Origin of the sequence: Pseudonocardia xishanensis (assembly GCF_039541715.1) — a bacterium.
In the GTDB taxonomy this organism is placed as follows: domain Bacteria; phylum Actinomycetota; class Actinomycetes; order Mycobacteriales; family Pseudonocardiaceae; genus Pseudonocardia; species Pseudonocardia xishanensis.
In genome coordinates, this window is the sequence record NZ_BAABGT010000075.1 from 223,549 (window position 1) to 238,100 (window position 14,552).

Below are 14,552 nucleotides of genomic sequence, written 5' to 3' on the forward strand. Positions count from 1 at the left end.
CGCGGCAAGGGAATGTGTCGGCGCGGACGGGTGATCGTCGGCACGTCCGGTGATCACCCGACGTGGGCTAGTAGTACGTGACGCCGGGTTGGCCGCCGCCCGCGGCGACCGCGTCCCCGGTGATGGCGACACTGCGTGGCGAGGCGAGGAACGCCACGACGTCCGCCACCTCGGCCGCGGTGACGAGTCTGCCGAGCCTGGTCGACCGGCCCAGCGCCGCCTCGGCCTCCGCCTCGGAGGTGCCGTCCGCCTGCGCCTTCGCCGCGATCATGCCGGGGGTGCGCTCGGTGACGGTGAGCCCGGGGTGCACGACCGTCACGGTGACGCCGGCGGGGCCCAGCTCGTCCGCCAGGGCGGCGGTCAGCGCGGCGACGGAGACGTTGCGGACCGACCCCACCAGCGAGGACGACCCGCGCGCGTTGAGCCCGCTGATGTTGACGATCCGGCCGAAGCCCTGCGCGACCATGTGCGGCGCCACGGCCCTGGCGCAGCGCAGGTAGCCCAGCACCTTGGTCTCGAACTGCTCGCGCATCAGCGCGTCGGTGGTCCGCGACGCCGCGACCTGCGCCCCCGGTCGGGCGGGCGCGGCGGCCGAGTTGACCAGCACGTCCACCCCGCCCAGCTCGGCGACGACCCGCTCGACCATGGCGCCGACGGCGGCGTCGTCCGTGGTGTCGGCGGCGAGCGGGAGGACCCGGGTGCCGTGCCGGGCGACCCGCTCGACGGCCTCCGCCGACGACGTCCGGGACACGAGCGCGAGGTCCGCCCCCTCGGCGGCCAGGGCCTCGGCCACCGCCAGCCCGATCCCGCGGCTCGCGCCGGTCACGATCGCGCGCCTGCCCCGCAGCCGCAGGTCCATCAGCCGGGGAGGAGGCCGCGGACGAACTCTGCCTGACCGAGATGCTTCGCGTCGTCGTCGAACACGGAGACGAGGCGGACGCCGCGGGTGACCGGCGGGGTCCAGCGCTCGTCGATCACCTCGTCGAGCTGCTCGGGGGTGAGGTCGGCGAGCAGCTCCCTGGTGCGGGCGAAGACCGCGGCGTGGTACCCGGCGAGCAGCGTTCCGCTCGCCCGCACCGCCGCGACCTGGTCGAACCCGTGCCCGTAGCCGGTGTCGGCGGGCTCCAGCGGCAGGCCGAAGCGCTCGTGCCACCCGTCGGCGAGCCACACCTGCTCGGTGCCGAAGGCGTCCGCCACGTGGTCGTCCTGCACTCGGGTGAGGTGCCAGACGAGCCAGGCGACGGAGTTGGCTGAACCGTCGATCCGGAGGGCCAGCTGGTCGTCGGCGAGGCCGTCGAGGACCGCGGGCACACCCTCGGCGATCCGGCCGAAACAGTCGGTCAGGAGCTCGGCGGGAGTCATGGGCCCAGACGCTACTCTCGCGGGATGGCCCGCTACTTCGACGTCCACCCGGACAACCCCCAGCGTCGCGTGATCGGGCAGGTCGTGGACCTGGTGCGCGGGGGCGGGCTGATCGCCTATCCCACCGACTCGTGCTTCGCGCTGGGCTGCGCGATCGGCAACGCGGAGGGGCTCGCCCGGATCCGCACGATCCGCAGGCTGGACGACCGCCACCACTTCACCCTGGTCTGCGCGGACTTCGCCCAGCTCGGCCAGTTCGTGCAGATCTCGAACGCGGTGTTCCGCGCGGTCAAGGCGGCCACGCCGGGGCAGTACACGTTCATCCTCCCGGCGACCAAGGAGGTCCCGCGGCGGCTGCTGCACCCGAAGAAGAAGACCGTCGGGGTGCGGATCCCGGACCACCGCGTGGTCCAGGCGCTGCTCGCCGAGCTGGGGGAGCCGCTGCTGTCCTCCACCCTGCTGCTGCCGGACGAGGAGGCGCCGCCCACCATCGGCTGGGAGATCAAGGAGGCGCTCGACCACGCCGTCGACGGCGTCGTGGACTCCGGCGAGTGCGGCACCGAGCCCACGACCGTGGTGGACCTGTCGGGGCCGGAGCCGGAGATCGTCCGCAAGGGCGCGGGTGACCCCTCCCGGTTCGAATAGGTCCTTCCGGACTCTGGACTCGGCGTCCCGGTGTGACGTAGCTTCTGTGACCGGGCGCACCGCCGCAGCGTGGCGGTCGGCGCGCCTGTTCTTCTTCCCGCCGCGGTGTCGGCTCCTGCGCCGGATGGATTGCTCCGTACCCGATCGGCGTGTCGGGTTGCCGTTCACCGCCGGTCCACCCGAGGGCGACCGGTCATCGCACGCCCGGCGGAGCGACCTCGTCCGGGGGATCTCCCCGGTAATGTCCCGAGCGACCTTCAGATGTCGGGCGCGCAGCTCCCCCGGCGGACTCGGGGCGGGGCGGGCACGACGCCGACGCGGACCGGGGCCGTGCGGCGACCCGGCCGGATCGGGGTAGCGGACCAGCGGAGGACAGTGTGGAGCGAGACCTCTCGTCCCCCTCCTGGCTCGACGAGCCGGAGGGGAGCGCGGCGGGCAGGCCCGACCCGTTGCTCGCGGGTCTGGCGCGGCGGATCTGCGGCCACGCCGAGCGGCAGCTCGCGGTCGCCGAGCGGCTCGGGCCGGACTCCGGCGAAGGCGCCGAGATCGCGGCCGGTGCGCGGCGCCTGCTGCGGGACGGCGAGAGCGTGCTGACCCTCGTCGGCGGCACCCCCGAGCGGCGCGGCCCGGTGCCCACCGGGTTCGGCCGGATCCTCGCGGACACCGCCGCCGGGGCCGAGGAGCCGCGCCGGGTCTCGGTGCCGCCCGCCCCGTCCGCCGCGCTGCCCGTCGGGCTGGCCGTCGGCGCCGGGCAGGTGCTCGCCGAGCTGCTCGCGCACGCCGAGCGCACCGCCCCGCGCAGCGGCCGGATCGAGCTGGTCGGCCGCTGGGCGGGAGACGGCGGCGTGACCATCGAGGTGCAGGCCGAGGGGGTCGAGCTGCCGTGGCAGCAGGCCGCGGCGCTGGAGAACGAGATCGCGGGCGGCGGCCCCGGCCCCGTCCCGCCGGAGCGCCTCGGGCTGCACCTCGCGGCCCGGCTGGCGCGCAGGCTGGGCGCCAGGGTGGAGCTGCAGGCCCCGCTCGGGGGGCCCACGACGCCCGGGTTCGGCACGGTCGCGCTGGTCCGGTTCCCGCGCGCGCTCGTCGAGCCCGCCGCCGGGGTGCGCCCGCCGCGGGTGGCCGAGCCGGTGCCCGCGCCCCGGGAGAACACCTGGGAGCCGGTGCGCGAGGGCGCGGCCCCCGAGCCCGCGTCGATCGACGAGCTGTTCGGCCCGTTCGACGCCGGCCCGTCCCGCGCGACGGACGACCTCGCGGGGACCCCGATCTTCGCCGCCGTCGCGTCGGCGTGGTTCCGCACGGAGGACGATCCCGCGCCGAACGGGCACGCGGTCAACGGGACCAACGGGCACACCAACGGCAACGGGCACACCAACGGCGGCTCGTTCGGACTCGCGGACAGCTGGCTGACCGGCGGCGCGGCGTCCGCGCCGCGCAGCCCGGGATCGTCGAGCTGGTCCGGCACCCGGGACGACGAGTGGCGCGCGGCCGCCGAGCGGGCCGCCCGCGTGGACGAGCCGAACGGGCTCCCGGTGACCGAGAGCGGCCTGCCGCAGCGCCGCCCCGGCAAGCAGATGGTCACCCCGCCGCTGCGGCGTGGCGCGCGGCGGGCGGCGGAGACGGAGATGCCCGCCGAGCGGGCCCCGGAGAAGGTCCGGTACCGGCTGTCGACCTACCAGCGCGGGCTGGAGGCGGGCAGGCACCGCGCGGCGGACCCGGAGGAGGCGGAGGAGCGCTCCTTCCAGGACGCGCCCGAGGGCCCCGTCCCCGGCCCGGTCCTGGAGCGGCTCGACGAGCGCGACCCCTGGACCGGCGAGGGCCTCTGGAAGGACGACCCGCGCTGACGGGTGCCAGCGCACCACTGACCGCGCCGGACCGTTCTACTGCAGCTCGCCGCTGCCCCGCGGCAGCAGCACGGGGGAGTAGCGGCCGGGAGTGCGGGACATCCGGACCTGGTCCGTGACGCCCTGGTAGCGGCCCAGCGGGGTCTCCGCGGTGACGGTCTCCGGATCGAGGTAGGCGTGCTCGCCGCCGGTGCCCGCGACCTCCGTGGCGTGGTCGAGGTCCAGCACCCCGAGCTCGAGGATCCAGAGCGCGACCCGGGTGAGCGAGACGTGGACCTTCCAGCTCCCTGCCGACTCCAACGCGCCGGGACTACCGTCGGATGCGTGACGACCACCACGCCGCCCCGCGCCCTCGACACCGCCTTCTTCGCCGATCCCGACGGCCTGTACCAGCGACTCCGCGAGGAGGCCCCGGTCTCCCGGGTGGTCACCCCGATGGGTCTCACGGTCTGGCTGGTGACGCGCTACGCCGACGCCCGGCCCGCCCTGAACGACCCGCGGCTGTCCAAGTCCGGCGCCACGTTCACCACGCTGCTCGAGAAGCAGGGCATCACGCCCGCGAACCGGGCCCACTTCGCGGACTCGCTCGTGGTGCACATGCTCAACATGGACCCGCCGGACCACACCCGCCTGCGCAAGCTCGTGAGCAGGGCGTTCACCGTCCGGGCGATCGCCGAGATGCGGCCGCGGATCACCGCGGTCGCGGAGGAGCTCGCGGACGCGATGACGGGAGACGAGGTCGACCTGCTCGACGCGTTCGCCTTCCCGCTGCCGATGACCGTGATCAGCGAGCTGCTCGGCGTGCCGCCGGAGCGCCGCGAGGACTTCCGCGGCTGGTCGAACACGCTGCTCTCGGCGGGCGACCCGCAGACCCGCACCGAGGCGGCGACCGCGATGGCGCAGTTCCTCTCGGACCTGGTGGCGGACAAGGCCGCGCATCCCGGCGAGGACATGCTCTCGGCGATCGTGCGGGCGTCCGAGGACGGGGACTCGCTGTCCCACGCCGAGGTGATCTCGATGGCGTTCCTGCTGCTCGTCGCCGGGCACGAGACCACGGTCAACCTGATCGCCAACGGCATGCTCGCCCTGCTGCGGCACCCGGACCAGCTGGCCGCGCTGCGGGCGGACCCCTCGCTGGTGCCGAACGCCGTCGAGGAGTTCCTGCGCTACGACGGCCCGGTCAACCTGGCCACCATGCGCTTCACCACCGAGCCGGTGGAGATCGGGGGCACGGTGGTCCCCGAGGGGCAGGTCGTGCTCGTGTCGTTGATCGGGGCGAACCGGGACCCGGAGCGCTACGAGCGGCCCACCGAGCTCGACGTCACCCGGGACACGCGGGGACACCTGGCCTTCGGGTACGGCATCCACCACTGCCTGGGGGCGCCGCTGGCCCGGTTGGAGGGCGAGATCGCGTTCCGCACGCTGCTCACCCGGTTCCCGGAGATGAGCCTCGCCGCGGAGCCGGAGTCGCTCACCTGGCGGGAGAGCACCCTGATCCACGGCGCGACCCGACTGCCGGTCCGCTGTCGTGCGGCGGAGCCGCCTACCGACCCTCGGTGACCGCGCCCGCGTGGGCGCTGGAGCCGTTGTGCACCGCCGCGGCGGAACCCGCGGGCACCGCGCTCGGGGCCGCGGCCGGGCTGGCCGCGGGACCGTTCGAGGCGGGGGAGCCGTTGGCGCCCATGGCCGCCCAGGCCCCGGCCACGCCCTCGCCCTTCGCGTCGCCGGGGCGGGTGTCACCGGCGTAGCGGTAGAGCGGCCAGCCGTTGAGCGTCAGCTGCTGGGTGCCGTCCGGTCTGCCGACGGTGCCCACCAGGCCGGACGGGATGCCCTGCAGCGCGGGCTGTCCGTCGCCGTGCACCGGCGGCCACTGGGCCGCGCACTCGGCGAGGCAGGTCGGCTCGGACGGCGCGGTCCCGTCCTTCGCGAAGCGGTAGACGGTGAAGCCGTCGGTGGTCACGACCGTGCCGACGGCCGTGACCCCCGTGCCCAGCCCGCCGGTCGGGGCGACGGTGGTGCCCGCGGTGCTGCCGACGGGTGCGGCGTCCCGTGCGTCGACGAAACCGGTGGCGCCGCAGCCGGACAGGAGCAGGGTGAGGGCGGCCGCGCCGGTGAGCGCGGCGACCCCGAGGTGACGGGGGAGCGTCATCGTGGGTGTCCTTGGAGTTGTTCGCGGGGAGCGATCATGCGGGCCCCGTCCACGGCGGCGGGGGGCGTGCGCCGGGCCGGGACCCGCACGAGAGGACCCTACGAAGGCGGAGGCGCCGGACGTCGTCTCACTGAGAGGTGGTCACGGCCTGCGACGCGGCCGACGCGCCGAGCGGCAGACCGCTGCTGCGGACACCCCGTGATCTTCGACCGAACGGCGCACGTCGTCCTCAGAATCGAGGAGGCGACGCCGACACGCCGCCGTTCGGCTCGTCACTGAGCGCATCTGCCCGGTCGCCGTCCGCCTCCGCGCGGTCGTCCGGGCCCGGCCATGCCGCCAGCCGCAGGGCGCTGTCGAACCGGCGGGGCTCGCCGGTGAGCGGGTCGGTGAACTCCAGCGTGCGGGCCAGGAGCTGCAGCGGGGTGCGGAAGTCGTCCAGCGGGGTCTCGTGCAGGTCCGGGTAGAAGTCGTCCCCGACGATCGGGATGCCCAGCCCGGCCAGGTGCAACCGCAGCTGGTGGGTGCGGCCGGTGTGCGGGCGCAGGCGGTAGTAGCCGCGGCCCCCGGCCTGCGCGACCAGCTCGACGTGCGTCTCGGCGTTCGGCTCGCCGGGCTCCTCGTAGGCGCGGATCACCCCGCGCTCCTTGACGATCCGGCTGCGCACGACGCGCGGCAGCTCCAGGTCCGGGCGGTAGCCCGCGACGGCCTCGTAGGTCTTGCGGACCCGCCGGTCCCGGAACAGCGTCTGGTAGCGCCCGCGCAGCTCCGGTCGCGCGACGAACAGCACCACCCCGGCGGTCACCCGGTCCAGGCGGTGGGCCGGGGCGAGCAGCGGCAGGGCCAGGTCCCGCCGCAGCCGCACGAGCGCGGTCTCCAGCACGTGGCGTCCACGCGGGATCGTGGCCAGGAAGTGGGGCTTGTCCGCGACGACGATGTCCGCGTCCCGGTAGACGATCCCGATGTCGAACGGGACCGGCACCTCCTGCGGCAGATCCCGGTGAAACCACACGAAGGATGCCGGAAGGAACGGGGAATCCACGGTGAGTGGGCCGTTCTCGTCGACGATCCTGCCTTCGGCGAGCATCTCGGCGACCCGCTCGGGCGGCACCCGGGGCAGCCGCTCGACGAGGTGCTCGCGCAGCGTGGCCCACGGACCGGAGTCCGGGGTGCGCAGCCGGACCGGATCGAGCCCGTGGCGCTGCGGCAGCGGCGCGGGCCGTCTCCTTCGCACCCCGTGACGATACGTCCGCCGGCAGCCCGACCGGCCGGAGGAGGGGAGGAGGGTGGTCCGGGTGCTGGTGGTGCGGGCCCTCTAGAACGGGATCAGCGGGACGATCGCGGTGCGCAGGACCAGGACGGCGACGAACACGATGATGAACGCGAGGTCGAGGCTGATCCCGCCGAGGTCGACGGGCTTGACCACCCGCCGCACGGGCGCGATCACGGGCTCGGTGACGGCGTGGGTGATCCGTCGGGCCTGGTACATCGCGCTGCCGCCGCTGCCGGGGGAGAGCGCCCCGATCCAGTCGACGATCACACGCGCGAACAGGACCAGCTGGAACAGCACGAGCAGCAGGCCCAGGAGTGAGGCGATCACGGCGGTCTCCTTCCGGTTTCCTCCCCGAGTGTCCCTTTCCCGGGTGAGAGGGGGCTGAGAGGAGCCTGCGGAACGAGGAGTCGGCCCTGAGAGCAGCTTGCGGAACGAGGAGTCGGCCCTGAGAGGAGCCTGCGGAACGAGGAGTCGGCCCTGAGAGCAGCTTGCGGAACGAGGAGTCGGCCCTGAGAGGAGCTTGCGGAACGAGGAGTCGGCCCTGAGCGGAGCCTGTCGGTGTCCCCTCCTAAGGTCGGGGTATGACGGCCGGCGCTGTGGTGTCGCCCGCGGCGGACGCGACCGCCCGGGCCCGCTGGCGCGCGCTCGCGCTCACCGACCCCATCGCCCGCCTGGTCCGCAACGCCGCGCACGCGGGCGTCGCGGATGAGGCGTTCGACCTCCGCCAGCTCGCCCTCGCCGCCGTGGACCTCGTCGTCGGGTCGATGGGGTTCGCGCGCGAGGCGACGATCGAGGAGGTGGCGGACGACCTGACCGGCCTCGCCGCCCGGATGTGCCCGGAGCTGGCGGGCCAGGCCCGAGACGTCGCCCAGCTGGTGCTCAAGGGGCTGCTCAACGAGGCCCACGAGCATCGCCGGTTCACCTACTGGTTCGCGGACCTCTCCGGCGCGGACGTCGTGCGCGAGCCGTACAGCTTCCGGTTGCTGGCGCTGCGCGAGGCCGAGTACGGGCCGGTGCTCACGGCGTCGGACCAGGCGATCACCCTCTTCCTGCACGGGCTGGACGTGGACATCGAGGACGCCGACCGCGCCCTGGCCCACGTGCTGCAGCGCCAGCTGGACGACCGCCGGTTCGACGCCGCCGCCCGCACCGCCGCGCAGGCCGAGCGCACGTCGGTCGGCATCGCCGCCACGCTCGCCGAGCTGCTCGACGCCACCCGTCGGGACGTCGGCTCGCACGACTGGCTGGTGGACGTGCCGGACCGGCTGGCGGTCGCCCGGCGGCACGTCGAGGAGCGGATCGCGGAGGACGACCGGTTCCTCGAGCACGTCCAGGGCGGTCTGGACACCGAGACCTCGGCGGACGTGCGCATCACCTCGGGCCGGATCGTCGACCTGCTCCAGCGCGTCCGACAGGTACACCTGGATCTCGGACGTCGGCTGGTCGGGGCGCGCGAGGTGTTCCTGTCCGCGCAGGTCAGGCAGCGGTTGGCGCGGCGTCGGCGGCTGCGGATGCTCGCCTTGGGCGAGGAGGTCCTGCGGCCGGTGCTGGAGCTGCCCCGCGAGCAGGCCGAACGGGTCGGTACGGCCTTCGCCGACCGGGCGCTGGGGGTCAGCGTCCCCCGGCTCGTCCGGTTCGACGACCTGGTGGACCAGCTGTGGGCGCCGCCGCGGCAGCGCGAGACGGTCGAGCCGGTTCCGGAGGACGCGGGCCTGGAGGAGGTCGAGGAGGAGGACGTGCAGCGCTACCCGGCCGCCGTCGTCGAGGCGGCTCGTGGGGTCCTGGCCCCGGCGCGCGCGACCCCGACCCGGCTCTCGGAGCTGCTCACGAACTGTGGGTCGGACGAGGTGGCCGAGCTGGTGCTGCTCACGGCGCTCTGGGCGTTCGCGCCCGACCCGGCCGCGGACGCCGAGGAGAGCGACTCGTCGGTCGAGCTCGCCGCGGGTCTGGTCGCGCGGGACGACGGCGCGGTCCTGGACCACCGGCTGGCCCGCGGCCGGGACCTGTTCGTGGGGCCGGACCGGGCGGTCGGCGAGGTCGAGCCGGAGGTCGGCTCGAGGGTGGAGGTGACGGTCGATGGTTGAGCACGTCGCCGCCGACCTGACGCAGGTCAGGGCGGCCGCCGAGCTCGTGGCGTTCGGGCTGGAGCGGCGGTCGCGGCCCGTGGAGGGCAGCGAGTACCGGGCGCTGCTGGACCGCTACCGCACCGAGCTGCGGTTCCGGGACGTCGTGGACACCATGGCCGAGGGGCTCGGCCTCGAGGTGCTGGGCACGCCCCGCTCCGGCATCGTGCTGGCCCCGGAGCCCGGCGGCCCGTTCGCCACGCGGCTGGCGGACCTGCGCACCATGGACCAGGGCGAGCGGCTGGTGTTCGGCCTGGTCCTGATCGGCATCGCGGCCTACGCCTACCCCCAGGACGTGGACTTCGACGACCCGGAGACCAAGCTCGTCGACGTCGTGAAGATCGACGAGTTCCTGCGCTCGGCCATCGACACCCTCAAGGGCCAGGAGGGTGGCGAGGGCTCGCCGGAGGAGCGCGCCCGCGCCGCCGCCGAGGCCTACGCGGACATGCCCCAGCTGATCACCACCCAGACCGGGCGGCGCGGTCGCGGCTGCACCCTCAAGGCCATCGAGGACGCCCTCGGCTGGCTGGTCGACCAGGGCGCGGCGCGCGAGGCGGGCACGCTCGGCCCGGACGTCTACCACCTCACGGACCGGTTCCGGCTGCTCGTCGGGGACTCGGCGGGCGGCGCGGCGCTGGACGCGCTGCGCGCGCTGCGGTCCCAGGGCACGGAGGCGGCATGAGCGTCCCCGTGATGTGGCAGATGAACCGCGTCCGGATCGACCGGATGGGGCCGCAGGCGGCCCGGTTCCTCGACGTCGAGCTGGATTTCCGGGACCGCGAGGACAAGCCGGTCGACTCGATCCTCTGGCTGCGCAACGGTGGCGGCAAGTCCACGGTGCTGTCGCTGATCTGCGCCCTGATCCGGCCCGCGCGGCGGGACTTCCTGGCCACCGCGGCCACCGGCAAGCACCTCGAGGACTACGTGCTGGGCGCGGACACGGGGCACGTCGTCGTCGAGTGGTCGGGGCCGGACGGGCGGCGGCTGGTGACGGGCGCGGTGTACGAGTGGGCGGACCGCGCCCAGCCCGCGGACCCCAACCGGGACCACGACCGGCTCGGCGCGCGCTGGTACCTGTTCGAGCACGTGGCCGGGCGGGCCGAGCTGGACCTGCTGCCGTTCGCGGCGGGGGAGCAGCGCTTCACGCAAAAGGACTTCGTCACCGCGCTGCGGGCCTGGGACGCGGTGCCCGGGGCGGGCGTCGTCGTCACCGAGCGGCAGGACAAGTGGCGGCAGGTGCTGGACGAGCGCGGCCTCGATCCCGCGATCTTCACCGCGTTGCTGCAGATGAACGCCACCGAGGGCGGCATCGAGGGCCAGTTCCAGTTCCGCAACGCGGACCAGTTCGTGCAGTACCTGCTCGAGCTCATCGTGGATCCCGAGGTGCCCGCGCAGGTCTCGCAGATCCTGGAGAAGGTCCGGGCCGGGCTGGCCGAGCGGCCCCAGCTGCTCGCCGACCTCGCGTTCGCCACGGAGGCGGTGCCGCGGCTGCAGGCGCTGGCCGAGGGGCGGGCGGCGCTGGACGCCGCGGTCGAGGCCGAGGAGTCGGTGCGGGCGCGGGCGAGCGGGCTCGCCGGGCGGATCGCCGCGGCCGGCGCGGCCGCCCAGGCGGCGGAGGCCACCCACGCGGACGCGCAGGAGGTCCTGTCCGCCCGGCTCACCGACCTGCGGACGGCGGCGGCGGACGCGGAGTCCCGCGGCCGGGTGCTGCGCGGGCTCGCCGCCCGGTACACGCTGCTCGCCGCCGAGGCCGAGCTCGACCGGCGGCAACGGACACAGACCGAGGCCCGGGAGCGGCGGGCGGCCCGGCGCGCCGTCGGGGACCTGCTGCGGCTGCGGGAGACCCAGGCGCGCGTCCGGTCGCTGGAGGAGCAGCAGGCCGCCGCCGAGCTGGACGCCGAACCGCTGCGGCGCGCGGCGGAGGACGCGGCCGCGCGCTACGCCCGCAGCCTGGACCTCGCGCTCGCCGAACAGGCGGAGCAGGCCGCCGAGCTGCGGGAACGGCGGGACGCCGCGGGTGCCGCCGCCGAGGCCGGGCGGCAGCGGGCGAGCGGCGCGCGGACCGTCGTGGGCCGGTTGACCGCGGAGGTGGAGGGCGCCCGCTCCCGGCTGGCGGACCTGGAGGCGGCGGTCGCGGCGGCCCGCGCGGCCGGGCACGTCGAGGCCGCGGAGGAGGTCCCCGCGGCCCTCGACCGGCACCGGTCGGCGGGTGCCGCGGCGGCCGAGGAGCTGGTCCGGCTGGCGGAGGAGCGGGCGACGGCCAGGGAGCGTCGGGAGGAGCTGCGCGCGGCGGAGGACGAGCTCGCCGCCGAGCGGCGCACCGCCGCCGAGACCGCCCGGGCCGCGGGGGAACGAGCCGCCGACCTGCGCGGCCGCGCCACCGAGCTGGCCGCGGAGGACCGCCTGCGCACGCTGAGCGGGGGGGACGAGATCGATCCGGTCGCCGAGGCGGGCGACCTGGAGGAGCTGCTCACCGCGTCGATCGCGCGGACCGAGCGGCGCCGGGTGGAGCTGGCCGTCGAGGGCGCCGAGGACGAGCGCGCGCTGGCCGCCCTCGCCGCGACCGGTCTGCTCCCGCCGACCCTCGACCTGGCGCGGGCGCGCGAGGTCGTCGAGGAGGCGGGCATCCCCGTCGCCACGGGCTGGCAGTACCTGGCCGACGCCGTGCCCCAGCGGGCGCACGCGGCGGTCCTGCGCACCGCGCCCGCGCTGGCCTCGGGCCTGCTGGTCCATCGCGCCGCGGACCTGCCCGGCGCGCGGGCGGCGCTGGCGGAGGCGGGCCTGCGCCCCACCACCGCGCTGGTCCTGGCCACGGTCGAGGACCTGGACGCGGTGGTGCGGACCTCGGTCCCGACGGAACGGACGGCCGGTCGCGGTCCCGCGGACGAGCCCGGGTTCGAGCTCGTGCCGCCCGCCGCCGCGCTGACCGACCAGGCCGCGGGCGGCGCCGAGACCGCCGCCCGGGAACGGGCCGGGGCCGGGAGGGCGGGCGCGGACTCCGAGCTCGCCGTCCTCCGGGACACCGACGACGATCTCCGCCGCCGCGTCCGCGCGCTGCGGCGGGACTGCCCGCCCGGCACGCTGGAGGCCCTCGACCGCGAGCGCGGCGCGGCCGAGGAGATCCTCGCTCGGGTGGCCGCGGACCTGGAGCAGGTCGCGGCGGACCGGGCCGAGCTGGTCGAGCGGGAGCACGAGACCGAACGCCTCCGCGAGGCCGCGGAGGAGGTGCGGCGGGCCGCGGACGTCGCCGGGGCGGTGCTGGCGGGGCTCGCCGACCGGCTCGCGGCGGCGGAGGAGATCCGGCTCCGGGCCGCGGCGCTGCCCGCCGAGGTCGAGGCCGTCCGTGCCGAGATCGACCGCGGCGAACGCGAGGAGGAGGCCGCGCGCAGGCAGGCACGCGAGGTCGAGGAGCAGGGCAACGCCCTGCGCCGGGCCGAGCTCGCGCACTCCGAGGCGCGCGCGGCGCTGACCGTCCCGGCCGCGGCCGTCGAGGCGGCCGAGGTCGTCGCCCCTGCGGAGGGCAGGCGGGCGTGGGAGAGCGCCCAGGCGGCGTACCGCCGCGAGGTGTCCGACTCCGCGTTGGCCGCCGCGCTGGACGAGGCCCGTCGCGGGCTCGTCGGACCGACCGAACAGGTCGGCGCCCTGCCCGCGGCCGTGCGCAGCGCCGCGACCGCCCTGGCGGACGGGCCGGAGAGCGGGGACGCCGAGGCGCGCGCCGCCGCGCTGGCCCGTGCGGAGGAGGCGGCCGAGGCCGCGGACGAGGCGGTGGGCGAGGCGCGGTCCGCCGTGCGCGCCGCCGAGGCCGAGGCCGCGCGCCACCCGGAGACGGCCGCCCTCCCGGCGGCGGACCTCGCGAGCCTGACCATCGCCGCGGACGGGAGCCTCACCGGCGGAGAGCCCGCGCCCACGGATGCGGCAGGCGCCCTCGGCATGGCCGCCGAGGCGGACGAGCGGGCCGCCGCCGAGCGGGAGGCCACCGAGCGCGCCCGGCTGGAGCACGAGCGCGCGCGGGGGCTGCGGGCCGAGGCCCACGAGCGGGCCCGCGACCTGGCCCACCAGGGGCAGCTGCTCGGGATCGAGCCCGCGGAGGCGGCCGGGGACATCACGGTGGCCGAGGCCACCGAGGAGGTCGCCGCCGTCCGGGAGCGGGTGGAGGCCACCGCGGCGGCGGTGCGGCGCGGTCGGGCGGCACTGGAGAAGGTCGCGCGCGAGATCGTCGTGTGGTCGACCTCGGACCGGTTCGCCGAGGTCAAGCCCGCCGTGCGGGACCGCTTCCGGGTCGAGGACGTGGCAGGCGAGCTCGCGGGCGGCGCCGCCGCGCTGGCGTCGGACCTGGAGAAGTTCGCCGTGAACCTGCGGGGCGAGCTGGAGGACCTGGAGAAGCACAAGTCGGTCGTGGTCACGGCGATGACCGGGATGGTGCGGCAGGCCCTGCGCTCGCTCGCCCGCGCACAGTCCCTGTCCGAGCTCCCGGAGAACCTGGGCGCATGGGCCGGGCACCGGTTCCTGGACGTCGGGCCGCGGGCGGCGGTCGAGACGGCGGACGCCGTGGTCCGGGACCGCTGCGCCCGGCTCGTGGACGTCCTCACCTCCCGCGGGGCCGAGGTGCCGCGCGGCCAGGAGCTGTTGTGGCAGGCCACGAACGCGGTCGTCGGGGACGGGAACTGGCGGGCCCGGGTGCTGAAGCCCTCCACCGCGCTCGCCGTGGAACGCGTGTCGGTCGAGCGGATGCGCAAGTGGTCCGGCGGCGAGAAGGTCACCATCTCGCTGCTGCTCTTCTGCATGGTCGCCAAGCTCCGGGCCACCAGCCGGGGTCGGGACCTGCCGGGCCTCGGGGCACTCCCGTTGGACAACCCGTTGGGCAAGGCCAACTACGTGGTGTTCCTCGACCTGCAGCGGAAGGTCGCGGCGGCGAACGGGGTACAGCTGATCTTCCTGACGGGCGTCGGGGACATGAAGGCGGTCGGCCGCTTCCCCAACATCGTCCGGATGCGCAACGCCGCCAACCGCGGCCGCGAGTACGTCCGGGTCGCCGAGCGCATCCAGGCGGACGAGGACCCGTCCGGCGCGATCGCCACCACCCGCCTCCACCGCGACGACCCGGTCCTCACCCTCCTCTGATCCACTCTCGGGGAGCGGGGCGGTCGACGGGCGACCGTCTC

12 protein-coding genes are annotated in these 14,552 nt (G+C 75.9%); 6 read left to right on the plus strand and 6 right to left on the minus strand.

From position 1 onward, the window contains the following. Positions 1 to 67: 67 nt before the first annotated feature. Both ABD993_RS24675 and ABD993_RS24680 read right to left on the minus strand, forming a co-directional pair. Positions 68 to 859, minus strand: a complete 792-nt coding sequence (locus tag ABD993_RS24675; protein WP_345423062.1) for an SDR family NAD(P)-dependent oxidoreductase — start codon at positions 857 to 859, stop codon at positions 68 to 70. Then, positions 859 to 1,362 (minus strand): mycothiol transferase, encoded by a 504-nt coding sequence (locus ABD993_RS24680; protein WP_345423065.1) that lies wholly within the window; start codon positions 1,360 to 1,362, stop codon positions 859 to 861. The genes ABD993_RS24675 and ABD993_RS24680 overlap by 1 nt, the downstream gene beginning before the upstream one ends. Positions 1,363 to 1,386: 24 nt before the next feature. Here ABD993_RS24680 and ABD993_RS24685 point away from each other — a divergent pair, with 24 nt between their 5' ends. Both ABD993_RS24685 and ABD993_RS24690 read left to right on the plus strand, forming a co-directional pair. Then, the gene (locus tag ABD993_RS24685; protein ID WP_345423068.1) at positions 1,387 to 2,007 is read left to right on the plus strand and encodes an L-threonylcarbamoyladenylate synthase; all 621 of its coding nucleotides are present in this window, start codon (positions 1,387 to 1,389) and stop codon (positions 2,005 to 2,007) included. A gap of 377 nt (positions 2,008 to 2,384) precedes the next feature. Continuing rightward, positions 2,385 to 3,848 (plus strand): ATP-binding protein, encoded by a 1,464-nt coding sequence (locus ABD993_RS24690; protein WP_345423071.1) that lies wholly within the window; start codon positions 2,385 to 2,387, stop codon positions 3,846 to 3,848. Between the two features lie 36 nt (positions 3,849 to 3,884). Here ABD993_RS24690 and ABD993_RS24695 read toward each other — a convergent pair whose 3' ends face one another. Beyond that, positions 3,885 to 4,148: a hypothetical protein gene (locus tag ABD993_RS24695; protein ID WP_345423074.1), complete on the minus strand. Its 264-nt coding sequence runs from the start codon at positions 4,146 to 4,148 to the stop codon at positions 3,885 to 3,887. 24 nt (positions 4,149 to 4,172) lie between these two features. Here ABD993_RS24695 and ABD993_RS24700 point away from each other — a divergent pair, with 24 nt between their 5' ends. Beyond that, positions 4,173 to 5,408, plus strand: coding sequence for a cytochrome P450 family protein (locus ABD993_RS24700; protein ID WP_345423077.1), 1,236 nt, complete (start codon positions 4,173 to 4,175; stop codon positions 5,406 to 5,408). On the opposite strand, the gene ABD993_RS24705 is transcribed toward ABD993_RS24700, so the two are convergent. The 3 genes from ABD993_RS24705 to ABD993_RS24715 all read right to left on the minus strand — a co-directional run bounded on the left by ABD993_RS24705 (position 5,392) and on the right by ABD993_RS24715 (position 7,594). Further along, positions 5,392 to 5,997: a COG4315 family predicted lipoprotein gene (locus ABD993_RS24705; protein WP_345423080.1), complete on the minus strand. Its 606-nt coding sequence runs from the start codon at positions 5,995 to 5,997 to the stop codon at positions 5,392 to 5,394. The genes ABD993_RS24700 and ABD993_RS24705 overlap by 17 nt on opposite strands. 229 nt (positions 5,998 to 6,226) lie before the next feature. Continuing rightward, a complete protein-coding gene (locus tag ABD993_RS24710; protein WP_345423082.1) occupies positions 6,227 to 7,228 on the minus strand; it encodes a pseudouridine synthase in 1,002 nt (333 codons plus the stop codon). 81 nt (positions 7,229 to 7,309) lie between these two features. Continuing rightward, entirely contained in the window at positions 7,310 to 7,594 is a 285-nt protein-coding gene (locus ABD993_RS24715) for a YggT family protein (RefSeq protein WP_345423084.1), read from the minus strand. Positions 7,595 to 7,848: 254 nt separating this feature from the next. Here ABD993_RS24715 and ABD993_RS24720 point away from each other — a divergent pair, with 254 nt between their 5' ends. From ABD993_RS24720 to ABD993_RS24730, 3 genes are read left to right on the plus strand one after another with little or no spacing between them, the layout of a single operon-like run. Next, complete coding sequence (locus ABD993_RS24720) at positions 7,849 to 9,351, plus strand: hypothetical protein (RefSeq protein WP_345423086.1); 1,503 nt, start codon at positions 7,849 to 7,851, stop codon at positions 9,349 to 9,351. Continuing rightward, a complete protein-coding gene (locus ABD993_RS24725; protein ID WP_345423088.1) occupies positions 9,344 to 10,072 on the plus strand; it encodes a hypothetical protein in 729 nt (242 codons plus the stop codon). The genes ABD993_RS24720 and ABD993_RS24725 overlap by 8 nt, the downstream gene beginning before the upstream one ends. Next, positions 10,069 to 14,511, plus strand: coding sequence for a coiled-coil domain-containing protein (locus ABD993_RS24730; protein ID WP_345423090.1), 4,443 nt, complete (start codon positions 10,069 to 10,071; stop codon positions 14,509 to 14,511). Before ABD993_RS24725 ends, ABD993_RS24730 begins: the two co-directional genes overlap by 4 nt. Positions 14,512 to 14,552 lie beyond the last annotated feature (41 nt).

Bases quoted from the DNA above. Each gene is read 5' to 3' on its own strand.
- ABD993_RS24680 (WP_345423065.1), bottom strand. From the start codon at position 1,362: ATGACTCCCGCCGAGCTCCTGACCGACTGTTTCGGCCGGATCGCCGAG.
- ABD993_RS24720 (WP_345423086.1), top strand. From the start codon at position 7,849: ATGACGGCCGGCGCTGTGGTGTCGCCCGCGGCGGACGCGACCGCCCGG.
- ABD993_RS24685 (WP_345423068.1), top strand. From the start codon at position 1,387: ATGGCCCGCTACTTCGACGTCCACCCGGACAACCCCCAGCGTCGCGTG.
- ABD993_RS24675 (WP_345423062.1), bottom strand. From the start codon at position 859: ATGGACCTGCGGCTGCGGGGCAGGCGCGCGATCGTGACCGGCGCGAGC.
- ABD993_RS24730 (WP_345423090.1), top strand. From the start codon at position 10,069: ATGAGCGTCCCCGTGATGTGGCAGATGAACCGCGTCCGGATCGACCGG.
- ABD993_RS24705 (WP_345423080.1), bottom strand. From the start codon at position 5,997: ATGACGCTCCCCCGTCACCTCGGGGTCGCCGCGCTCACCGGCGCGGCC.
- ABD993_RS24725 (WP_345423088.1), top strand. From the start codon at position 9,344: ATGGTTGAGCACGTCGCCGCCGACCTGACGCAGGTCAGGGCGGCCGCC.